The sequence below is a fragment of the Echinicola marina genome, from assembly GCF_020463795.1.
Taxonomy (GTDB): Bacteria; Bacteroidota; Bacteroidia; order Cytophagales; family Cyclobacteriaceae; genus Echinicola; species Echinicola marina.
In genome coordinates this window covers 24,897-45,998 of the sequence record NZ_CP080025.1, presented here as the reverse complement: position 1 = coordinate 45,998, position 21,102 = coordinate 24,897, and the positions used below count along the sequence as shown (strand labels likewise).

Below are 21,102 nucleotides of genomic sequence, written 5' to 3'. Positions count from 1 at the left end.
AGTCAGTTAATTTCGGAGAGAAAAAGTAATACCTGGGTTTGTTTGTAAGAATGGACTATTCAAAAAAAAGATGAGATATACACCTATAAATCAATCCTTTTATAAAAAAAACAGAGATAAACTAGCCAAAGCATTAGAACCTAGGTCTTTGGTTATTTTGCATTCCAATGATTTGATGCCTACCAATGCTGACGGGACGATGAAGTTCAGGCAGAATAATGATCTTTTTTATCTCTGTGGAATAGATCAAGAGGATACCATTTTATTGATGTGCCCGGATTTTCCTAATGAGGGTATGCGCGAAATTCTTTTTGTTAAGGAAACAAACGAACATATAGCTATTTGGGAAGGAAATAAGTTGAGCAAAGCTGCTGCCACTGAAATTTCTGGAGTAAAACATATAAGGTGGAGTTCTGAGTATGGAACGGTATTGCAACAGCTAATGGGCTACTGTAATCATATATTACTCCATACCAATGAACATAGGGGAGCTCACAATGCAGTGGAGACAAGAAACACACGCTATAATAAAAAGGTAAAAGATGCTTTTCCATTGCATAATTATGAAAGGTTGGCTCCAATTATGGAGCGTTTAAGATCTGTGAAGGAGCAAGATGAAATTGATCAAATTCAGCGCGCCTGTGATATTACTGAAAAGGGGTTTAGGAGAGTGTTGGATTTTGTGAAACCTGGTGTGAGGGAATATGAGATAGAGGCCGAGTTTATGCATGAATTCTTAAGAAATGGCAGTAGGGGATTTGCCTATGAACCTATTATCGGGTCGGGAAAGAATAGTTGTGTTTTACATTATTTGGAAAACAATCAGTTATGCAATTCTGGTGAATTGATCCTAATGGACGTAGGAGCTGAATATGGAAACTATAATGCTGATATGACTAGGACCATTCCTGTAAATGGCCGGTTTACCCCCCGGCAAAAATCGGTGTATGAGGCTGTTTTGAGGGTGAAAAGAGAGGCTGTATCGATGCTTCGGCCTGGGGTGTTGATTCAGGAATATCAAAAAGAGGTTGGGAAGATAATGGAGTCAGAGCTGATCGAATTGAGGTTGTTGGATAAAATGGACATTAAACGGCAGGATCCTTCTAATCCATTGTATAGAAAGTATTTTATGCATGGCACATCTCATCACTTGGGGTTGGATGTGCATGATGTGGGATCTGTTTTTGAACCTGTCGAGGAAGGAATGGTATTTACGGTCGAGCCAGGTATTTATATTCGTGAAGAGGGGATAGGTGTTAGATTGGAGAACGATTATGTGATAGGGAAAGACAAGAATTTAGATTTAATGAAGAATATCCCTATTGAAGTAGAGGAAATAGAAGCATTGATGAATTATTAGGGAATAAAAAAACCGCAATCCTTTCGGTCTGCGGTTTTTTGTTTTATACTGTTTCGGAATGAATTATCCGATAGCAATTCTTTTGAAGTCTACTACAGTAAGACCTTTAGAAACACCGTCAAGGTACTGAGAGATTGTTTTGCTGTTGTCTTTAACGAATGCTTGGCTTAGCAAAGTGTTCTCTTTGTAGAACTTGTTCAGTTTACCCAAAGCGATTTTTTCAATCATGGCTTCAGGCTTACCTTCAGCTAGGGCTTGCTCTTTACCAACGGCGATTTCTCTTTCTACTACAGAAGCATCAACGCCATCTTTGTCAACAGCAACTGGGTTCATGGCAGCAATTTGCATGGCTACATCTTTACCAGCTTCTTCAACATCAGCACCACTAACGTTATTAAGAGCTACAAGTACACCCAATTTACCGTTAGAGTGGATATAAGGGACAACGGCTTCACCTTTAACTACTTCGAAGTTACTGATTTCGATTTTCTCACCGATTTTACCAGTCATTTCGATGATTTTTTCACCTACTGTAATATTTTCGTATGGCAATGCAAGGATTTCGTCTTTGCTAGCCGCTTCCTTTTCAACCGCTAGGTCAAGAATGGCGTTAGCAAATGCTACGAATTCTTCATTTTTAGCTACGAAGTCAGTTTCACAAGTAAGAGTGATAAGTACACCTTTAGACTTGTCAGCACTTACGCTAGTAACTACTACACCCTCTTTAGTTTCGCGGTCTGCACGGGAAGCAGATACTTTTTGTCCTTTTTTTCTTAAAATATCAACCGCTTTTTCAAAATCTCCTTCAGCTTCGGTAAGGGCCTTTTTACAGTCCATCATACCGGCACCAGTCATTTGTCTTAGTTTGTTTACCTCTTGTGCAGTAATAGCCATTGTTAGATATTTTTAATTATGATAATGATGACTTTTAATTTTAATGTCTCGCTGCAGAACAAAATCCTGAAACGAAGGGGTAATAACAAAAAAATTGAACATAGGTAGTTTACCGTATGTTCAATTTTCTGTTATTATTAAATCATAGTGGATTACTCTTTGGTTTCGGCAGCGTCAGCAGCTTTTTTTGCTTCTTCTTCCTCAGAGAGTTTAGCCTCTTCCTTATCTTTCTTTCTTTCAGAAAGACCTTCTTCAATTGCTGAACCAACGGCTTTCACCAAAAGTGAAATGGATTTAAATGCATCGTCATTGGCTGGGATTGGGAAGTCCACCTCACCAGGGTTAGAGTTTGTATCTACCAATGCGAATACAGGGATACCAAGCTTTTTGGCTTCGGCAATAGCAATGTGTTCTCTTTTGATATCGATCACGAAAAGCGCAGCTGGAAGACGAGTTAGGTCAGCAATACCTCCCAATACATTTTCCAATTTTTGACGCTGTCTAGTGATCATCAAACGCTCTCTCTTAGCCAAGCTAGTATAAGATTCTTCTTTCATCAACTTGTCGATGGAAGACATCTTCTTCAATGACTTACGGATAGTAGCGAAGTTGGTCATCATACCACCTAACCATCTTTCCGTTACGAAAGGCATTTTCAATCTTGCAGCTTCTTCAGCTACCAAGTCCTTAGCTTGTTTCTTAGTCGCTACGAACATCACTTTTTTGCCGGAGCGTACGATTTGCTTGATTGCGTTGGATGCTTCTTCAAGGCAAACGAGCGTTTTGTTTAGATCAATGATGTGGATACCGTTCTTCTCCATGAAGATATACGGCGCCATTCTAGGATCCCACTTTCTTGTTAAGTGTCCGAAGTGAACACCAGCATCCAGTAAGTCTTTATATTCGATTTTAGCCATTTAAATATATATGTTTTAAATAATATCTGAGTATGATCCAGATTAACGTTTAGAGAACTGGAATCTTCTTCTAGCTTTTCTACGTCCTGGTTTCTTACGTTCAACCATTCTTGGGTCACGAGTAAGGAATCCTTCTTTCTTCAATGCAGGTCTGTGCTCTTCATTGATTTCACAAAGGGCTCTTGAGATAGCCATTCTGGCTGCTTCTGCTTGTCCTTTGATTCCGCCGCCGTCTACATTGATTTTGATATCGTAAGTTTCGCCTTCATTAACTAAAGTAAGAGGCTGTTTAACAACAATCTGATGCAGGTCAAACGGGAAATAAGATTCTATGCTTCTGTTATTTACAGTGATTTCACCTTTGCCCGGCTTCATATAGATCCTTGCAACAGATGTTTTTCTTCTACCGATTGTATTGATAACTTCCATGAATGATCAAATTATAATTTAATTTCTTTTGGTTGTTGTGCTTCATGAGGATGCTCAGCACCTTCATATACATAAAGATTGGTATACAACTTGTTACCTAGTCTATTTTTAGGCAACATACCTTTTACCGCTTTTTCGATTAGAATAGCAGAAGATTTCTCCTTCAATAACTTAGGAGTAGAGATTCTTTGACCACCTGGAAAACCTGTGTGACGAACATAAACTTTTTCATCCCACTTTTTACCGGTTAACCTGATTTTGTCTGCATTGATGACAATTACATTGTCTCCGCAGTCTGCATGAGGAGTATAGCTTGGCTTGTTTTTTCCTCTTAGAATTTTCGCTACCTCACTTGCAAATCTACCTAGTACCATAGATTGGGCATCCACTATTACCCAGTTCTTTTGTACTGTAGCACTGTTTGCTGATACGGTCTTATAGCTTAAAGTATCCACTGTGTAAACGTTTAATTATTAGCTTGTTAAATACATTTCACCCTCAAAAAGGGACACAAAGATAGAAGGATTTCCATACATATGCAAAATATATAAAGGTTTACTGCCTAATTTTCACAAGGATAGCTAATTATCTAGTCTAAATCCCTGGAAGTGCCCATGGTAATCAATGGAAGAAAAAATCCAGTTTTGATCTTTTTGAATCTAGCTGGTTTTTTCCAATTGTTTCATTAATACCGAATAGTCTTTAGGGTAGGGGGCGGTGATATTGATCGTTTCTCCGTCCAATCCCGTAAAGGCTATGGAGTAGGCATGCAGTGAAACCCGCTGCATAATTGGAAGCTCTTCAGTGCCTTTCTTAAGGTTAAATCTTCTTTTAAGATCTGACAGGTATAAAGGCTTTCCTCCATACATTGCATCTCCACATATCGGTGAATTCAAATAGGATAAATGAATCCTGATTTGATGAAGACGGCCTGTTATGGGTTTGCATTCTATCAATGAGTGCGCATAATAGGTCTTTAATGTATTGAAGTAAGTGGTGGCTGGTTTTCCCTTAATGCTGATCTTGGCTATCCCCTTATTGGTTGCGATCAGGTTTCTTTCCACAAGTTCATCTTTGTACTCATGGATTCCATCCACTACTGCATGGTAGACTTTTTCTACTTTTCTGTTTTCAAACTGGATCGCGATATTTCTGTACGCATCCGGGTTTTTTGCAATTACCAAACATCCTGAAGTTTCCTTGTCCAATCTGTGACACACCTGGGCATCTGGAGTGTGACTCTTGGCCAAATGGAGAATGTTTTGTCTTTCATGCCTATCGTCTAAGGTCGATAAGTATGGAGGCTTATTGATGACTATATAGTCTTCGTTTTGAAACAGAATAAGATCATTAAAATCTACTTTTTTCATACAGCCTGGCTTACACCTTCCAAATCAATGTGCAAAATTAGGTAAAAAATGGATAGGTAAAAAATGATGAGCCAAATATTATGTGGCTAAATTTGCGCTTTATTATTTATCTTCTTTTTTCTTCTTCTCTAGGGGGAGCGAAAAGCTGAAGTTAGAACCTTTTCCAACTGTAGATGAAACAGATATTTTACTTTTATGCCCTTCTAGGATATGTTTAACAATGGCCAGGCCAAGCCCGGTGCCTCCCATTTCTCTTGAACGGCTTTTGTCCACCCGGTAGAATCTCTCAAATATCCTTTTGATATCCTCAGGGGGGATGCCTAGTCCATTGTCCTGAATATCAACAGTGAGATTGTTTTTGGAGGTTTTTAGGGATATAATTGCTTCACCGCCTTCCCTGTTATATTTGATGGCATTGGAAAGCAGGTTTTGACAGACACGGTAGATTTTATCTTGGTCAGCTTTGATGGTATAAGACTTGTTTTGGTTGTAGAGGAACCTGAGATTGACATGTCTTTTTTCAGCTTTATGCTCTAGCTCTTCTATTACTTCGTGAATGAGGCTTACCATATCAAATTCTTCAAAATTGAATTTTACTACACCGCTTTCCATATGGCTAAGCGTAAGTAAGTCCTGTACAAGGTTGTCCAGCGCATTAAGGCTTTTTGCTGCTCTCTTTAGAAATTTATCCCTTACCTTAACGTCTTCTACCGCACCATCCATTAAAGTATGTACATAACCTTGAGCCGCAAATATAGGTGTCTTTAATTCATGGGATATGTCAGCGATAAATTCTCTTCTGAATGCCTCATTACGTTGCAAGGTCTCAATTTCTTTGTTTTTGGCTATTGCATATGAATTGATGGTGTTATTTATTTTTCTCAGGGGTGAGATAGAGCTTTTCTTGGGTTTTTGAGCGATTCCTGAAAGGTCTTTTTTCTGGATTTTTTCGAGGGCAGCATAGATATTACTGATTTCCTTGAAAATCAAAAATTCCAAAGTGACATTCATCAATAGGTAAGAGATGGACATGGTTAGTGCCCAAGTAACGGTCAATAACAATAAAGTCGCATCATCCAATAAGGATAAGAATGCGACTGTAAAGACTGAAATAGCAAATGCCAGTAAGAGGGCAATCCCTCTGGAAGTGGTAAGCATATTTTAATTATTGTCGAACTTATATCCAACGCCCTTGACGGTGGTGATATAGTTGTCTCCTATTTTTTCACGAACTTTTCTAATGTGAACATCTACTGTTCTGGCCAGTACGAAAACATCGGATCCCCAGATGTTTTGTAATAATTCATCCCTGCTAAACACCATGTTAGGGTTTTTAGCTAAGAAATGCAATAGTTCGAATTCCTTTTTTGGAAGGGTGATAGTTTTGCCAGACTGATCAATGGTAAAGCTGCTTCTGTCAATGATCAAGTCTTTGATGCGGATCTGTGATACATCTTGTTCCTTCTTTGATTCTCTTCTGAAGAGTGCAGAAATCCTGCTGACCAAAGCCCTAGGTTTAATTGGTTTGGTGATATAATCGTCTGCCCCGACATCAAATGCCGCAACTTCGGAGTATTCTTCAGAGCGGGCTGTTAGGAAGATGATGAAGGTGTTTTTCAGTTCTTCCATGTCCCTGATCTGTCTACAGGTTTCCACTCCGTCTTGATTGGGCATCATGATGTCCAATAGGATCACATCAGGTTTGAACTTAGAGGCTGTTTCAACTGCTTTGATGCCGTCGTTGGCAGATTTGACGTCATAACCTTCTTTTTCTAAGTTATAGGTTAAGATTTCAATAATATCTGGTTCATCATCTACTACCAGAACCTTGATTTTTGGTTTGTCACTCATTTGACTTTGCCAGTTAAAATTGCTAAAAACAATGCTAATTTAGGAAAACTATGAAAAGAAATAACATATAGCGGTAAAATTGCGACTTTAATCAATATAATATTTCGCGACATTGGCCTTGTGTTAAGGTAATGTTATGTAATAGTGATTTATTTGTTACGCAATCCTTTTATAGATGTTATCTCCATGTTAAGTGCTCCAACTACCAGATCTGCTTCTATTTTTACCGGTATTCTGTTTTTGTCATTCGTAATCCAAATTTTTATAGGGTTTTTGCCACTGAAAAGTTTATTGCTCGGCATAATTGGGGAAATGACGAAGGTGTTGAAGTCTCCTATTTTGGTTGAAATTCTATCTTTACCTTTATATGTTAATTTTAGGTTATAAGTTTTTTCGTCGAAGAAGCCTTTAATACTAATGGTATCGCCTTCTTTAAAATTACTAAATTCCAAATGTCGCATATAGTAGAACCCACTGACGATGTCTTGAATCCCCGGGGCAATATCATGCTCCAGTGTTTCTACTATTTTTCGGTTTTCCCTATCATATAATTTTGTGGTGGCTTTTTTGTTTTTATGGTCGATATCCACCACTTCATGTTTTCGGTATCCCCCTTCTTCTATATGTCTGTATGATCTGTAGGGGATGTTCTTGGTAGTATCCATGTATGTTCCCCAATTGTCCTTGACCTTGAAGATGCTGAATATACTGAGTGTTTTTCCATAAACGTCGATTTTATAACTGGGGCGATCATTGATTTGATGAATGTCTTTATCAATAATCATTTTTGCCTCAGCAGCATTGAAAAACAGGTATTTAACCTTGAAGGTCAGTTCTTCTCCTGCTTTATAAGGTTCAGTAGTGCCATTTTGGCCTATTGCAGGGGTAGACAAGGCAATACTCATATAGAATAAAATGAAAAATAATTTGGGATTTATGGGCATATTCCGTGCTAATTACTTGTGCATACGGTGAAGTTCAAAAGTTATACCAGTTTTACAAGGGCTAAATTTACGAATTTCTAATTTATAAAAACGTCATTATAAAACAATGGTTGTAGGGAAAGTTGATATTAAAGTTGCGAATGATTACTTTCACGTATTAAATTATACACCAAGTTTCTACCTTTTGATATATGAGTGAAAATACTGAAAAACTAAAAGCACTTCAGCTTACGATTGACAAATTAGAAAAAACCTACGGTAAAGGTACTGTCATGAAGCTGAGTGATAATACGGTCGTTGATATTCCTGCGATTTCTACAGGTTCGCTAGGCTTGGATATGGCCTTGGGTATAGGAGGGGTGCCGAAAGGCAGGATTATAGAAGTGTATGGTCCTGAATCCTCTGGTAAGACGACGTTGACCATGCATTGTATTGCTGAGGCACAAAAGCAAGGAGGTTTGGCGGCATTTATTGATGCGGAGCATGCCTTTGATAAAATCTATGCAGAGAAGCTCGGTATTGATACAGAAAACTTATTGATTTCCCAGCCAGATAATGGAGAGCAGGCACTTGAGATTGCTGAGCACTTGATCCGTTCTGGAGCCATTGATATTATCGTGATAGACTCCGTTGCCGCTTTGGTGCCAAAGGGTGAGCTTGAAGGTGAAATGGGGGATAGCAAAATGGGACTTCAAGCTAGATTGATGTCACAGGCTTTGAGGAAGCTGACTGGAGCTATCAACAAAACGGGTTGTGCTTGTATATTCATTAACCAGTTGAGGGATAAAATAGGGGTGATGTTTGGAAGTCCGGAAACTACCACGGGTGGTAATGCGCTTAAATTTTACGCTTCCGTAAGATTGGATATCAGAAGAATTGGTCAGATTAAAGAGAGTGCTGATAATATACTTGGTAACAGGACCAAAGTTAAGGTAGTGAAAAACAAAGTGGCTCCTCCGTTTAAAGTGGTTGAATTTGACATTATGTATGGTCAAGGGATTTCTAAAGTTGGAGAAATTATTGACTTGGGTGTCGAGTTTGATATTATCAAAAAAGCAGGTTCTTGGTTCTCTTATGAAGGGAATAAACTTGGGCAAGGAAGGGATGCGGTGAAGAAATTGATCTTGGATAATCCAGAATTGATGGAAGAGCTTGAACTGAAAATTAAAAGTAAAGCTGGCTTAAACGGAGCTGTTGAAGAAGAGCTTGAAGAAAATTAATAGACTCTAAGATTGTAAAAAAAAGGAAGCAAGGGCTTCCTTTTTTTTTGCCTAATTTGTGCGGATAGCTTCTACAGGGTCCATTCTGGCGGCCATTGCTGCTGGGATTGATCCGGAAAGCATGCCTATGGTTGAAGAAAGTCCAAGGCCTAAAATGATGTTTTTGGCTGATAGGAATACTTCCAGTGATCCCAAGGGAACGAAGGTGATGCCAAATACCAAGATTAATCCTGCCAAACCTCCAAACAAGCTCAAAAAAGTGGCTTCGAATAAAAACTGTAAAAGGATGAAGTAATTTTTTGCTCCCAATGATTTTTGGATTCCTATGATATTGGTCCGTTCTCTGACAGATACAAACATGATATTGGCTATTCCAAATCCTCCGACCAAAATGGAGAATCCTCCTATTACCGCGCCAGCGATGCTGATCACGTCAAATATGGCCCCAATAGCATTTTGAATAAATTCTGATTTGTTTAAAGCAAAATCGTTTTCTTCTACGGGTTTCAGGCCTCTCTTAGCTCTTAATAAGCCTGTCATTTCATTTTCCAATGAAACCAGGTCCCCGTCGCTGTCAAATCCTTTAGCTGCGATGGTTGGTTCTACGCCCCAGCGGCCTAGGTAGAACATTTTTCCAAAAGCCCCATAGGGAACAAGACAGGCATCGTCTTTTGAAGGGAGGTCAAATAACCCTTCACCTTCTTCTTCCAGAATCCCGATTACGGTAAATTTTTCCCCCTTGATTTTTATTTCTTGCCCAATGATGTTCTGCCCCTGAAAGAGTGCGTCGACTATTTTGGCTCCGATGACTGTTACGTTTCTTGCAGCAGTGATCTCCATTTCTGTAAAATACCGGCCTTCTACGACAGGAATATCATATACGTTTTGATGGTCGTAAACTACACCTTGGAGGTTTGCTCCCTGAAAGGAACTGCTTTTTCTTTTGATGGTGGTGCTGGAAGAAGCTGAAATGGTAATTGCTTCTGCATTCATAAGTCTTTCTTTCAGAAATACAAATTCAGAATAGTTGCCTGGCGGTCTCCTGAAATATTTCCACCAGGGGTATTCTCCACCCCCAGCGGCAAATGGAAACCGGTCTACCCTTAAGACATTTGTTCCTAAAAATGAAAAACTTGATTTGATGTTTTTTTCAAGGGAGTCCACTAAGGTGAAAACTGCAATAATGGCGAAAATGCCTATTGTAACCCCTAAAAGGGACAGTACAGTGCGGGTTAAATTCGATTTTAAGGCTTGGATAGCAAACCTGAAACTCTCCCAAATAAGTCGAAAAACTATCACCGGATTAATTTTGTTTAAAAACTATTTGTCAATATAAGTAGATTTAGCTATAATTCTTTATAACTTTGCGGTTTTTACGACTGTATCGTAAAATCAAAATATTCATCGTATTTCTTAAAATTATATATGAAATTATCAGATTTCAAATTCGAAGTTCCTAAAAAGCTTATTTCTTTATATCCGACAGAAAACAGGGATGAATCCCGTTTAATGGTAGTCCATAAGGATACCGGCGAAATTGAGCACAGGATTTTCAAGGACATCATTGAATATTTTGACGAAGGCGATGTCTTTGTTACCAATAACACCAAGGTGTTTCCAGCACGTCTTTACGGTAATAAGGAGAAAACCGGAGCCAAAATTGAGGTATTCTTGCTTAGAGAATTAAACCAAGAGCTGAGGCTTTGGGATGTGTTGGTGGATCCGGCCCGTAAAATTCGTGTAGGCAATAAATTATACTTTGGGGATAGTGATTTGGTCGCTGAGGTTATTGATAACACTACCTCCAGAGGACGAACTATCAGGTTTTTATTTGATGGAACTGATGAAGAATTTTATAAGACCATCGATGCACTTGGAGAAACACCAATTCTCAAAGATTTTATAGAAAGAAAGGTAGAAGAGGAAGATAGAGAAAGATATCAGACCATCTATGCAGAACATGTGGGAGCAGTGGCTGCACCAACTGCAGGGCTGCATTTTACTCCGCATTTGTTAAAGCGTTTGGAAATCAAAGGAGTGGAAGTAAGTCCGATTACTTTACATATCGGCTTAGGAACCTTCCGTCAGGTAGATGTGGAAGACCTTACCAAACACAAAATGGATTCTGAGAATTATGATATTCCTGAAAAAACTGTTGGTTTAGTAAACGAAGCGTTGGATGCTAAGAAAAGAGTGGTAGCTGTTGGGACGACTTCCCTGAAGACTATTGAATCTTCGGTTACTGCCAATAACAGATTGAAGGCATCTAGCGGGTGGACAGATAAGTTTATCATTCCACCATATGAGTTTAAAATTGCCAATGCATTGATCACCAACTTCCATATGCCTGAGTCAACCCTTTTAATGACAACGGCTGCATTTGGAGGATATGATTTGATAATGAAGGCCTACCAGGAAGCAGTTAAAGAGAAATACAGGTTCTTCTCCTATGGGGATGCCATGTTGATCATCTAAAATAAAAAAGGCTCCAATTGGAGCCTTTTTTATTGCCGTTTAGTTAAAACAAAGGTAATTTATTGTTAGATCAGAAGCGTTTCAATTTCCCTATTTTTGTGGGAATTTATTAATTGATATATGAAAAAAGCAGCCATTATAGTAGCAGGAGGAAAAGGAGCCAGAATGGGGGCGTCTATTCCAAAGCAGTATTTGGAAATTGGAGGTCTGCCGGTCCTCATGCATACATTGAAGGTGTTTTTTGATTTTGATCCCGAAATGAAGTTGGTTTTGGTAATTCCTGAGACGGATTTTGAGTTTTGGAAAGCCCTGTGTGAAAAGTTTGATTTTAAGGTACCCCATGATTTGGTTCCTGGAGGAAAGTCGAGGTTCCAATCTGTGAAAAATGGATTAGGAAGTATAGGCTGGGGCGAAGGTTTGGTGGCTATTCATGATGGGGTGAGGCCTTTTGTAAAGGAAGAGGTGATCAGGAATTCATTTCAAGAAGCAGCTAAAAATGGTAGTGGGATTGCAGTGGTTCCATTGAAAGACTCTATCAGGAAATTGACAGACAGTAATGAATCTTTTTTTCAGGAAAGAGAGTATTTTAGATTGGTTCAAACTCCTCAGACCTTTGATTTGGCCAAAATTAAGCAGGCTTTTGATGTTACGGAGTTAAGACATTTTACAGATGATGCAACGGTGTATGAGCATCAGGGATGGCAGGTGAGTTTGGTTGCTGGAAATCTAGAAAACATTAAGATTACTACCCCAGAGGATATGGATTATGCCAATTATTTGATCGAGAAACATAAGGATTGATCATTTACCGAGAAAACAGACTGCTTTACCGAGAATTTTGAGGTAATGACCTATTTTGACTTCTATTTCTTTATTGACAGTTGTAGTTTTAGTTCATAAATAAAAGTTGAACAATATAACATAGAGATATGTCAGGAAGAATGAGTAATGCAGATGGTGGTAGGTTTACTACTGGTTTGATTGTGGTTTCTGTTGGTTTAATATTATTGATTCGAAAATTAGGGATTGAAATTCCTGATTGGATTTTTTCTTGGCCAATGATCTTTGTGGCTATTGGTTTGGTAGTTATGGCCAAGCATAATTTTAGAAGTGGATTTGGTGCTTTTATGTTGCTGTTTGGAGGTTTTTTCCTGCTTAAGGATGAGTTACATTTTTTTCCGGTAGGCTTAGGTGCTTTTGTCGTTCCTATTATCCTGATTTTGCTTGGTCTTTTTTTAATGATGACCAGGAAGCAGCCAAAGTTTAATGGTTTTTCTGGGTTTGGATCTGCCAATCAAGAGGACATAAAAGGAAAGGGGAAAGGAGTAGGAGAGACCTTTATGTCGGATTCGAGTTATGACTTCAGAACTGGCTCAAAAAGCTCATATTCTGATGATTTGGATATGTTGAATTCTCAAGCTTTATTTTGCGGTATACAGAAGCGAGTACAATCCAAAAACTTTAAGGGAGGTAAGATTTCTGCTATTTTTGGAGGGACAGAGATTGATCTTACCCAAGCAGATTTGGCTGAAAATGCGGTGTTAAATGTAGAGGTGGCTTTTGGTGGGGTGAAATTATTGGTGCCTCCTCATTGGGAGCTGAGAATGGGGGTGACCAATGTTTTTGCTGGCGTGGAGGATAAGCGAATGTATCCTAAAGGAACAGAGGATACAGGTAAGGTGCTGACCATTACTGGAACGGTAGTTTTTGGAGGGCTAGAGATCAAATCATTCTAAACTAAAGTGCTATACAGTGAATAATTCCGCTTTACCATTTATTACAAGGTAAGTATGGAGCATTTCTAAACTTAAAAATAAATGATCGGTAAGATTTTAACTTCCTCGCAGTATGGATGGCTAAAGCTCCTGCCCTTGTTCTTGTTTTTTTTGGGGGGAGGAGCTTTTTTGCTCCATTATTATGGGGAAGGAATTTCTTTGGCTTTGATGGACAGCGGATTATTCACTGTTTTATTATTTGTTGGTTTTTTACTTCTAGAGAATGTTTTTAAATATTATAAACCTCAGCAAGAGAATCTATGGTTGGCATTGTTGCTTCCTTTGATGATAGCTTCTTTAGTGGTTGTGACAGGGCGGTTTTTGTTGCCTTTTTTGATGGATGATACGTTATTTATTAAAGCGTCTATGATGATTCGGGGGGCTTTGATCTTATTGATTTTTATGGGCTATGTTTTGGTCTTAATTGTTAATGGTAAATTGGAGGATCAGTTAGAGATTAGAAATCGAGAGGAGCTGATCGGCAAGATGGCTAAGGAAGCGGAACTTTTTCATCTTAGACAGCAGTTACAGCCTCATTTTCTTTTCAATAGCCTAAATTCCATTAGTGCCTTAGTGAAAAGACAGCCTGAAAAGGCGAGGGAAATGATTCTGCAGCTTTCTACGTTTTTGAGGGGAACAATTAGGGAAAATGAAAACGAATGGGTGAGTGTTGCTGATGAAGCGGCTTCTTTGCAGCTTTTTCTGGCTATAGAAAGAGTTAGGTTCGGGCATAGGTTGGAAGTAGATTTTGAGGTGGAGGAAAACTGTTTAAGTTATAAATTGCCGCCTTTGCTTTTGCAGCCTTTATTGGAGAATGCGGTTAAGCATGGATTGTATGGGTTGATAGAGAAAGTGGTGGTTAAGTTAAGTATGCGGAAAGTAGGCAACTATTTGGAGGTGGAAATTTTAAATCCATTTGATCCGGAATCGATCAGTGAGAAAGGTACTGGTTTTGGATTGGAGTCTGTAAAGCGTAGGCTTTATTTGTTTTTTGGAAGGAATGATCTTTTGACTTTTGTCAGATCCAATAATATATTTCATGTAAAATTAAGAATTCCCCTATTATCATGATTAAGACTATAATCATAGACGATGAACCTTTGGCTGCTCAGCTATTAGAAGAATATTTGGAAGATTTTACTGATTTTCAAGTAGTGGAAGTATGTTCTGATGGTTTTCGGGGAATTAAAGCTATACAGGCTCATGAACCTGATATAGTATTCTTGGATGTTCAAATGCCAAGGATCAATGGTTTTGAAATGTTGGAACTATTAGATCATGCACCTGCTGTGATTTTTACTACGGCCTATGATGAATTTGCTATGAGGGCCTTTGATGCTCAGGCGCTTGATTATCTTTTAAAGCCCTTTTCAAAGGAGCGGTTTGCTCAAGCTGTCAATAAGTTTCTTGTAATGGGGAAACAAAGGTATTCTGGTAATTGGAATGCTAATGATATATGGCAAGGGTATGCCCATAGAATTGTGGTTAAGGAAAGGGGGGAGATACGGATTATTCCAGTAGATAAAGTGGCTTACCTAGAAGCGAATGATGATTATGTCAATATTTTTTTTGATGGAAAAAGATACATGAAGAATAAGCCCTTGAAATATTTCGAAGAAGCGTTAGATCCAAAGGTGTTTGTCCGGGTGCATCGCTCTTATATTGTAAGGGTAGCAGAAATTGCTAAAATAGAAACTTATGAAAAAGACGGGCAAGTATTAAGGTTGAGAGACGACGATTCCATTCCAGTTAGCAAAAACGGGATGGTGAAATTAAAGAAAGTTCTGGGGATATGATGCCTTGGGGCAATCAAAAAGAATAAAAAGAGCCCTTGAAAAGGACTCTTTTTATTTAATATTCATCTTCATTGAAGAAGAAGTCATCCTTTGTAGGATAATCAGGCCATATCTCTTCAATGTTTTCATACGGCTCGCCATCATCTTCAAGCTCTTGAAGGTTCTCGACTACTTCAAGGGGAGCTCCAGAACGAATAGCGTAATCGATTAATTCATCTTTTGTTGCTGGCCACGGAGCATCTTCCAAGTAAGACGCAAGTTCTAAAGTCCAATACATAGTGTCAACATTTTTAGTTTTTCCGCCCAGTGCGGGGTGCAAAAATATAAAATCTTTTAAGTTTTAAAACCCTAACTTAATTTTTGTTTGAAAGTTCTTTTAAGATATGGTTTTTAACATCTAGTTTCCTTTTGTATGCGCCGAGTTTTCTGTACAGCATTGTCTCAAAGTCACTTTCGTGAGAGTGGAATTTCTCAGCATTTTCTTTTACAGTACTTAATTCCTTTTCATCACGTCCAATCAAGTCTTTGATGATATTTGATTTGATTTGATTCTTTTCCCTGTCGCTTAGATCGTGGAAGTTATCATACTTAGATCTGGCTAATTTGTTTAGGAAAGATTTTTCAAAGACCACATCAGTAAAGAAGACGAATAAACGTGAATATTGTTGTGCCTCCCTTGGTTTTTTAGGAGGTAGTGCTTTCCATTCCGCCTGTAATCTTTTTGCTTTGGATATTTTTTCCGGAGTAGAATCCCCCTGAGCAAGATAGCTCATTTCTTCAGCGAGCTTTTCGATTTTCTTGACCACTTCAAATGGTCTCAGTCTCGGCGCCCTGTCGTTTTGCATGGTTCTTTTAAAACGACTAAAGATCCTGTTGTTCAATTTTGAAAATTCATCCCATAGGGGCTGTCTTCTCTCGGCGGGGACTTTGCCAGATTCTTTCCATTGTTTTTGGATTTTTTTGCTGATTTCAAAAGCTTGTTTGGCATCATGCATGGCAAAGGCTTCCCTTGCTTGTACTACCAATGCTTCGTAAACCTTGATGTTTTCATCTGCTTGCAAGGCCAATCCTTCAAAATAGTTTTTCCTATTATCGAAAAATTCATCAGCACAGCTTTGGAAGGCATTTTCAATTTCTTCTTTTAATTCAGGGGCTACAGGTCCGGTTTTTATCCACCGCATTTTTAAGTCCTTGAATTTTTCTGAGGTCTCCTTCCAGTCAGTACTGTCTTTTATCCCTTCAGCTTCTTTGATGAGTTCTTTCTTGATCTCTAGATTTCTGTCTCTGTTGGCATGGATGATTTCATTGAGGTATTCTTCTAATTGATCTAATTCTTCAATTAGCGGGACAAAATTTCCAAGGGCATCATAATTCATCAGGGCTTCTCTCAAGTGGATGAGTTTCATAAGAAAAGAACCCTTGTTTTGGTTTTCTTCTATATCCTTTTTGAGATCAGCGACCTTCTTTTCAGCAAGGACAAAGCGGTCTTCAAAATATTTGATGGTGGAAGCTTCACTTTCTTTGACTTCACCGATCACTCTGTCTTCCTGATTCAAAAAACCCTTTAGATAAACTTTGCTGTCTTTAATGTATCCGTATGGATGCTCCATCTCGATTCAATAGGTTGGTGGTAAGTAGGCTAATTCTTGTTTTCTGCAAATTAATTAATTAAGATGCATTTATCCTAAGAAAGGCGATTATTTGCCATATTTGTTGTTCCATAAATATAAACCATAAGGTAATTCAAAAAAAATATGAGTGACGAGAAAATTATATTTTCAATGGCGGGGGTGTCAAAAATTTACCCTCCTCAGAAGAAAGTGTTGAAAGATATTTATCTATCGTTTTTTTACGGAGCCAAGATCGGGGTACTTGGTCTTAACGGCTCTGGGAAGAGTTCCTTGTTGAAGATCATCGCAGGGGTGGATAAGGAGTTTTTAGGGGAAGTGGTATGGTCTCCTGGTTATTCGGTGGGTATGCTGGAGCAGGAACCGCAGTTGGATCCCGATAAAACGGTTAAAGAAGTTGTAGAGGAAGCTGTAGCCGAAACCGTTGGTTTGCTGAAGGAGTTTGAGGAAATCAATGAAAAATTCATGGACCCCGCCTTGATGGAGGATCCGGATGCTATGAATAAATTAATAGAGCGCCAGGGGGAAGTGCAGGAAAAGCTTGATGCTGCCAATGCTTGGGAGTTGGATGTGATGTTGGACAAAGCAATTGATGCTTTGAGGCTTCCTCCAAGTGATGCGATTGTCAAGAATTTATCCGGAGGTGAAAAAAGAAGGGTGGCGCTTTGTCGTTTGTTGCTGCAAGAGCCAGATGTGTTATTGTTGGATGAACCTACCAACCACTTAGATGCTGAGTCTGTGCTTTGGCTAGAGCAGCATCTTAAGCAATATAAAGGGACAGTAATAGCGGTAACCCACGACAGGTACTTTTTGGATAATGTGGCCGGATGGATTTTGGAGTTGGACCGTGGTGAAGGTATTCCTTGGAAAGGTAATTATAGCAGCTGGCTAGATCAAAAGCAGAAAAGGTTACAGCAAGAAGAGAAGACAGAGTCCAAACGTCAAAAGACCCTAGAGAGAGAGCTTGATTGGATCAGAATGACCCCTAAGGCAAAGCAGGCTAAGGGCAAGGCCCGTTTGAATGCTTATGAGAAGCTCGTTGGAGAAGAAGCCAAGGAGAGGGAGGCTAAGCTAGAATTGTATATTCCTCCAGGGCCAAGGTTGGGGTCCAAGGTGATAGAGGTGAACGGTGTTTCTAAATCATTTGGTGATAAACTGCTTTTTGAAGATTTGGAATTTGCATTGCCACAAGGTGGAATTGTTGGTGTGATTGGTCCAAATGGAGCTGGTAAATCGACTTTGTTTAAACTAATTACAGGCAATGAAAAGCCTGACAGCGGAAGCTTTGAAGTGGGTGAAACTGTTCAGCTTTCCTATGTGGATCAGGAACATGATAATTTAAACCCTGAAAAAACAGTTTATCAGACCATCTCTGAAGGTAATGAAAACATTAAACTGGGTAATAGGGAAATGAATGCCAGGGCTTATGTGAGTAAGTTTAATTTTTCTGGTTCTGATCAAGAGAAAAAAGTAGGAGTGTTGTCTGGGGGAGAAAGAAACAGGGTGCATTTGGCCCTTACCTTAAAGGAAAATGGTAACCTATTATTGCTTGATGAGCCTACCAATGATTTGGATGTAAATACCTTGAGATCTTTAGAGGAGGCCTTGGAGAATTTTGGAGGATGTGCAGTGGTAATATCTCACGACAGATGGTTCTTGGACAGAATTTGCACACATATTTTGGCTTTTGAAGGAGATTCCCAAGTGTATTGGTTTGAAGGCAATTTCAGCGATTATGAGGAGAATAAGAAAAAGAGATTAGGTGATGTGACACCTAAAAGGATTAAGTACAGGAAAATAAAATAAGCCAGGTGTTTACATAGTTTGTGCTAAGTTATAATCGCCAAATTATATTAGTGGTGATTTAAGGTTAGGGAGTTAATTTTCCCTACCTTTGGCGGAAATTTGAAAATGCATTATTGGTATTGCTATGATCAGACAAATACTGCTTGCTCCGGGTGCTGATGAGTTAAATTATGAGATCAGGGGTATAGTTAAGAAGGCAAAGGTGATTGAAAGCCTAGGGCATGAAATTACTTGGGAAAATATTGGTGATCCTATTCAGAAAAGCAACACTATTCCTGCTTGGATGAAGGAAATCGTACAGGAATTGGTCAGTGATGACAAGACTTACGGCTATGCTGATTCCAAGGGGATGTTGAAGACGCGTGAGTTTTTGGCCGGCCTTAATAACCAGCGTGATGGCGTGAAGATTTCTGCTGAGGATATTCTTTTTTTCAATGGGCTGGGAGATGCGATAGCAAAACTCTATCAGTTTTTGATTCCTACTGCAAGGATAATTGGTCCTTCTCCGGCCTATTCCACCCATAGTTCTGCTGAGGCAGCTCATGCCAATACTCTTCCGATTACCTATAAATTGGATCCGGATAATAATTGGTATCCGGATATGGATGATCTATATAATAAGGTCAAGTATAATCCGAATATAGTAGGTTTGCTGATTATCAATCCTGATAATCCTACTGGCATGGTGTATCCTCGTGAGGTGTTGGAGAAATTTGTGGAAATTGCCAGGGAATTTAACCTGCTTTTGATAGCTGATGAAATTTATCAGAATATTACCTATAATGGTTATGAAGCCATTTCATTGTCAGAGGTGATCGGAGACCTACCAGGGATTTCCCTAAAAGGGATCAGTAAGGAATTTCCGTGGCCAGGATCAAGATGCGGCTGGATGGAGTTCTATAATAAAGATGCTTCGGTGGAATTTAATAAACTGTGCAATACTTTGGAAAATGCCAAAATGATCGAGGTGTGTTCGACCATGCTTCCTCAATTGGCCATACCAAGAGTGATGAGCCATCCTGAATATGCCTCTTACCGCAAAGAAGCCAATGAAAGGATTGGTAAGCGAAGTAGGATAATGGAAGAGGTATTGTCAGGCGTTCCCGGAATTAAGTTTAATAAGACTAAAGGAGCCTTCTATAATACCATTGTTTTTGACGAGGAGATGCTCAATGAAAAACAGTATCTGCCTGTAGAAGATGAGAGGGTGAAAGGTTATCTAGACCAGTGGCTAAAAGAGGATGATATGCCAAATGATAAACGATTTGTTTATAACTTATTGGCTTCCGAAGGTATCTGTGTAGTTCCAGTAAGTTCTTTTTGCTCTAATCTCAGGGGCTTTAGAGTGACCCTTTTGGAGGAGAATGAAGATAAATTCAGGGATACCTTTACAAGAATTGCCAATAGTATTCGCTTTTATCTAAAATCAGCTTGAGGTAAAAAAAGAGTTTAAAGAATATAAGAAAGCTGCTTCCAAGTTTAATGGGGCAGCTTTTTTTAATGCTCATGTGTTCTGTTTTGCTTGATGTTTGGGGAAGTGGGGGGTAATTGCTCAAAAGGGATCTTTTGATGTGATAGAGATGATAAATTAGGTTGGCCGGCATCCACCCATGCTGTAAACCAGAAGCTGGCCACCATGATTATTGACCTTTTCATTTGGCGTTCAACTTGGCCAGCCAGTAAGTCGTTATAGGCCATGGTGAATTCTTTGGAATAAACCCTGGTGTTGATGGAACCACGTTCCTCAAAACTATATTTTTTATCACTGTTGAACTTTTGGCTAAGTGTTTTTTCAAAGGTCAGCACACTGTCCAGTGCAGCGTGGGCATAGATTACAGCTTGCCAAGCCGCCAGTTGCGTGTTTTCGATATAATAGGCCTTGCCTACAAATAGCTCAAAGTCTTCCGCAAGAAGCTCCGGGATTCTGCTTTCCCAGAATCCGTGAATACCATATTGGTCGGTCAGTTGCCCATTATAGTTTTCTGTGGTATGCAGCGGTACATTAATGTCTCCAATATAATGTCCCAAATCTGCAGAAAGTCTAAGGATGGCTTCAGCATTTTTGTCCTTGAAAGCCTCTGTAAGGCTTTGTTTCACCTGATCTACATTCCAAGGGGCGATTCCGTATTTCCTGAGACTATCCTCTCCAATTAGCTCTACGGCTTGTTTCCAATACCTTGGTAGCTTATGGATTGCACTGTCGCCATAAATATCCGCATCGATATAATGTTTTTCAGCTTCTCCTTTTATGGCATATCTTCTTTTGTCTGGGTTGACTGCATTTTCTGTGATATAGAGAATGTTCTCTTTGTAAAATCCCAGCATTTCATAGGGTAAGGAGAAGACAGCGAGTTGATTGATTTTTTTGTGGGCATAAAATCCCCAGTATCCAAAGCTTTGAAAATCAATCAAAAAGATGATAAGAAAAAATAATATACGCTTCATATTGAAATTTAGTCAAAAAAAATAAAATATTCGAAGATGAAATTACTTACCTTTGTAATTGATTGGAAGTGTACCAAAATAGATCAATAAGGTTATTTATCAAACTTTCTGATGTATAGTTTCTTATTCCTTTTGGGATTATAAATAAATAAGTTAACTTTGCACTCCTATTTAAGGGAAGAGTAGAAAAAA

At 38.9% G+C, this 21,102-nt stretch carries 21 protein-coding genes; 9 read left to right on the top strand and 12 right to left on the bottom strand.

What is annotated here, in order from left to right:
• Window positions 1–70 precede the first annotated feature (70 nt).
• A complete protein-coding gene (locus KZP23_RS00235; RefSeq protein ID WP_226334183.1) occupies window positions 71–1,360 on the top strand; it encodes an aminopeptidase P family protein in 1,290 nt (429 codons plus the stop codon).
• A gap of 63 nt (window positions 1,361–1,423) precedes the next feature.
• Here the strand turns inward: KZP23_RS00235 and tsf are convergent, their stop codons facing one another.
• The 8 genes from tsf to KZP23_RS00195 form a co-directional block, all read right to left on the bottom strand.
• Window positions 1,424–2,254, bottom strand: coding sequence for a translation elongation factor Ts (gene tsf / locus KZP23_RS00230; protein WP_226334182.1), 831 nt, complete (start codon window positions 2,252–2,254; stop codon window positions 1,424–1,426).
• A 152-nt stretch (window positions 2,255–2,406) separates the two neighbouring features.
• A complete protein-coding gene (gene rpsB / locus KZP23_RS00225) occupies window positions 2,407–3,171 on the bottom strand; it encodes a 30S ribosomal protein S2 (RefSeq protein ID WP_186758463.1) in 765 nt (254 codons plus the stop codon).
• Between the two features lie 42 nt (window positions 3,172–3,213).
• Window positions 3,214–3,600, bottom strand: a complete 387-nt coding sequence (gene rpsI / locus KZP23_RS00220; protein ID WP_226334181.1) for a 30S ribosomal protein S9 — start codon at window positions 3,598–3,600, stop codon at window positions 3,214–3,216.
• An 11-nt stretch (window positions 3,601–3,611) separates the two neighbouring features.
• Window positions 3,612–4,055, bottom strand: coding sequence for a 50S ribosomal protein L13 (gene rplM, locus KZP23_RS00215; protein WP_186758461.1), 444 nt, complete (start codon window positions 4,053–4,055; stop codon window positions 3,612–3,614).
• Window positions 4,056–4,259: 204 nt separating this feature from the next.
• Window positions 4,260–4,970 (bottom strand): RluA family pseudouridine synthase, encoded by a 711-nt coding sequence (locus KZP23_RS00210; RefSeq protein ID WP_226334180.1) that lies wholly within the window; start codon window positions 4,968–4,970, stop codon window positions 4,260–4,262.
• Between the two features lie 102 nt (window positions 4,971–5,072).
• Window positions 5,073–6,128, bottom strand: coding sequence for a sensor histidine kinase (locus KZP23_RS00205; RefSeq protein ID WP_226334179.1), 1,056 nt, complete (start codon window positions 6,126–6,128; stop codon window positions 5,073–5,075).
• 3 nt (window positions 6,129–6,131) lie between these two features.
• Complete coding sequence (locus KZP23_RS00200) at window positions 6,132–6,821, bottom strand: response regulator transcription factor (RefSeq protein ID WP_226334178.1); 690 nt, start codon at window positions 6,819–6,821, stop codon at window positions 6,132–6,134.
• 149 nt (window positions 6,822–6,970) lie between these two features.
• Window positions 6,971–7,726 (bottom strand): DUF3108 domain-containing protein, encoded by a 756-nt coding sequence (locus KZP23_RS00195; protein WP_226334177.1) that lies wholly within the window; start codon window positions 7,724–7,726, stop codon window positions 6,971–6,973.
• A 230-nt stretch (window positions 7,727–7,956) separates the two neighbouring features.
• On the opposite strand from KZP23_RS00195, the gene recA reads away from it, so the two are divergent.
• Complete coding sequence (recA, locus tag KZP23_RS00190) at window positions 7,957–8,985, top strand: recombinase RecA (RefSeq protein WP_226334176.1); 1,029 nt, start codon at window positions 7,957–7,959, stop codon at window positions 8,983–8,985.
• Between the two features lie 51 nt (window positions 8,986–9,036).
• Here recA and KZP23_RS00185 read toward each other — a convergent pair whose 3' ends face one another.
• The gene (locus KZP23_RS00185; protein ID WP_226334175.1) at window positions 9,037–10,284 is read right to left on the bottom strand and encodes an ABC transporter permease; all 1,248 of its coding nucleotides are present in this window, start codon (window positions 10,282–10,284) and stop codon (window positions 9,037–9,039) included.
• 126 nt (window positions 10,285–10,410) lie between these two features.
• Here KZP23_RS00185 and queA point away from each other — a divergent pair, with 126 nt between their 5' ends.
• The 5 genes from queA to KZP23_RS00160 all read left to right on the top strand — a co-directional run bounded on the left by queA (window position 10,411) and on the right by KZP23_RS00160 (window position 15,031).
• Window positions 10,411–11,460 carry a tRNA preQ1(34) S-adenosylmethionine ribosyltransferase-isomerase QueA gene (queA, locus tag KZP23_RS00180; RefSeq protein ID WP_226334174.1) on the top strand — a complete coding sequence of 350 codons (1,050 nt, stop codon included), beginning with the start codon at window positions 10,411–10,413 and terminating at the stop codon, window positions 11,458–11,460.
• A gap of 120 nt (window positions 11,461–11,580) precedes the next feature.
• Window positions 11,581–12,261 carry a 2-C-methyl-D-erythritol 4-phosphate cytidylyltransferase gene (locus tag KZP23_RS00175; RefSeq protein ID WP_226334173.1) on the top strand — a complete coding sequence of 227 codons (681 nt, stop codon included), beginning with the start codon at window positions 11,581–11,583 and terminating at the stop codon, window positions 12,259–12,261.
• 128 nt (window positions 12,262–12,389) lie between these two features.
• The gene (locus tag KZP23_RS00170; protein ID WP_226334172.1) at window positions 12,390–13,196 is read left to right on the top strand and encodes a LiaF transmembrane domain-containing protein; all 807 of its coding nucleotides are present in this window, start codon (window positions 12,390–12,392) and stop codon (window positions 13,194–13,196) included.
• Window positions 13,197–13,277: 81 nt separating this feature from the next.
• Complete coding sequence (locus tag KZP23_RS00165; protein ID WP_226334171.1) at window positions 13,278–14,306, top strand: sensor histidine kinase; 1,029 nt, start codon at window positions 13,278–13,280, stop codon at window positions 14,304–14,306.
• Window positions 14,303–15,031, top strand: a complete 729-nt coding sequence (locus KZP23_RS00160; RefSeq protein ID WP_226334170.1) for a LytR/AlgR family response regulator transcription factor — start codon at window positions 14,303–14,305, stop codon at window positions 15,029–15,031. Before KZP23_RS00165 ends, KZP23_RS00160 begins: the two co-directional genes overlap by 4 nt.
• 55 nt (window positions 15,032–15,086) lie before the next feature.
• Here KZP23_RS00160 and KZP23_RS00155 read toward each other — a convergent pair whose 3' ends face one another.
• Both KZP23_RS00155 and KZP23_RS00150 read right to left on the bottom strand, forming a co-directional pair.
• Window positions 15,087–15,308 (bottom strand): DUF2795 domain-containing protein, encoded by a 222-nt coding sequence (locus tag KZP23_RS00155; protein ID WP_008625540.1) that lies wholly within the window; start codon window positions 15,306–15,308, stop codon window positions 15,087–15,089.
• A 76-nt stretch (window positions 15,309–15,384) separates the two neighbouring features.
• Window positions 15,385–16,641 carry a DUF349 domain-containing protein gene (locus KZP23_RS00150; RefSeq protein WP_226334169.1) on the bottom strand — a complete coding sequence of 419 codons (1,257 nt, stop codon included), beginning with the start codon at window positions 16,639–16,641 and terminating at the stop codon, window positions 15,385–15,387.
• A gap of 144 nt (window positions 16,642–16,785) precedes the next feature.
• Between KZP23_RS00150 and ettA the strand changes: the two genes are divergently transcribed.
• Window positions 16,786–18,465 (top strand): energy-dependent translational throttle protein EttA, encoded by a 1,680-nt coding sequence (gene ettA / locus KZP23_RS00145; protein WP_226334168.1) that lies wholly within the window; start codon window positions 16,786–16,788, stop codon window positions 18,463–18,465.
• A 127-nt stretch (window positions 18,466–18,592) separates the two neighbouring features.
• Window positions 18,593–19,900, top strand: coding sequence for a pyridoxal phosphate-dependent aminotransferase (locus KZP23_RS00140; RefSeq protein WP_226336574.1), 1,308 nt, complete (start codon window positions 18,593–18,595; stop codon window positions 19,898–19,900).
• A 62-nt stretch (window positions 19,901–19,962) separates the two neighbouring features.
• On the opposite strand, the gene KZP23_RS00135 is transcribed toward KZP23_RS00140, so the two are convergent.
• Window positions 19,963–20,910 (bottom strand): zinc dependent phospholipase C family protein, encoded by a 948-nt coding sequence (locus KZP23_RS00135; RefSeq protein WP_226334167.1) that lies wholly within the window; start codon window positions 20,908–20,910, stop codon window positions 19,963–19,965.
• Between the last annotated feature and the right edge of the window lie 192 nt (window positions 20,911–21,102).

Bases quoted from the DNA above. Each gene is read 5' to 3' on its own strand.
- tsf (WP_226334182.1), bottom strand. From the start codon at position 2,254: ATGGCTATTACTGCACAAGAGGTAAACAAACTAAGACAAATGACTGGT.
- KZP23_RS00150 (WP_226334169.1), bottom strand. From the start codon at position 16,641: ATGGAGCATCCATACGGATACATTAAAGACAGCAAAGTTTATCTAAAG.
- KZP23_RS00155 (WP_008625540.1), bottom strand. From the start codon at position 15,308: ATGTATTGGACTTTAGAACTTGCGTCTTACTTGGAAGATGCTCCGTGG.
- rpsB (WP_186758463.1), bottom strand. From the start codon at position 3,171: ATGGCTAAAATCGAATATAAAGACTTACTGGATGCTGGTGTTCACTTC.
- queA (WP_226334174.1), top strand. From the start codon at position 10,411: ATGAAATTATCAGATTTCAAATTCGAAGTTCCTAAAAAGCTTATTTCT.
- KZP23_RS00175 (WP_226334173.1), top strand. From the start codon at position 11,581: ATGAAAAAAGCAGCCATTATAGTAGCAGGAGGAAAAGGAGCCAGAATG.
- KZP23_RS00160 (WP_226334170.1), top strand. From the start codon at position 14,303: ATGATTAAGACTATAATCATAGACGATGAACCTTTGGCTGCTCAGCTA.
- KZP23_RS00195 (WP_226334177.1), bottom strand. From the start codon at position 7,726: ATGAGTATTGCCTTGTCTACCCCTGCAATAGGCCAAAATGGCACTACT.
- KZP23_RS00200 (WP_226334178.1), bottom strand. From the start codon at position 6,821: ATGAGTGACAAACCAAAAATCAAGGTTCTGGTAGTAGATGATGAACCA.
- KZP23_RS00135 (WP_226334167.1), bottom strand. From the start codon at position 20,910: ATGAAGCGTATATTATTTTTTCTTATCATCTTTTTGATTGATTTTCAA.
- recA (WP_226334176.1), top strand. From the start codon at position 7,957: ATGAGTGAAAATACTGAAAAACTAAAAGCACTTCAGCTTACGATTGAC.
- rpsI (WP_226334181.1), bottom strand. From the start codon at position 3,600: ATGGAAGTTATCAATACAATCGGTAGAAGAAAAACATCTGTTGCAAGG.
- KZP23_RS00235 (WP_226334183.1), top strand. From the start codon at position 71: ATGAGATATACACCTATAAATCAATCCTTTTATAAAAAAAACAGAGAT.
- KZP23_RS00205 (WP_226334179.1), bottom strand. From the start codon at position 6,128: ATGCTTACCACTTCCAGAGGGATTGCCCTCTTACTGGCATTTGCTATT.
- KZP23_RS00165 (WP_226334171.1), top strand. From the start codon at position 13,278: ATGATCGGTAAGATTTTAACTTCCTCGCAGTATGGATGGCTAAAGCTC.
- KZP23_RS00210 (WP_226334180.1), bottom strand. From the start codon at position 4,970: ATGAAAAAAGTAGATTTTAATGATCTTATTCTGTTTCAAAACGAAGAC.
- KZP23_RS00170 (WP_226334172.1), top strand. From the start codon at position 12,390: ATGTCAGGAAGAATGAGTAATGCAGATGGTGGTAGGTTTACTACTGGT.
- ettA (WP_226334168.1), top strand. From the start codon at position 16,786: ATGAGTGACGAGAAAATTATATTTTCAATGGCGGGGGTGTCAAAAATT.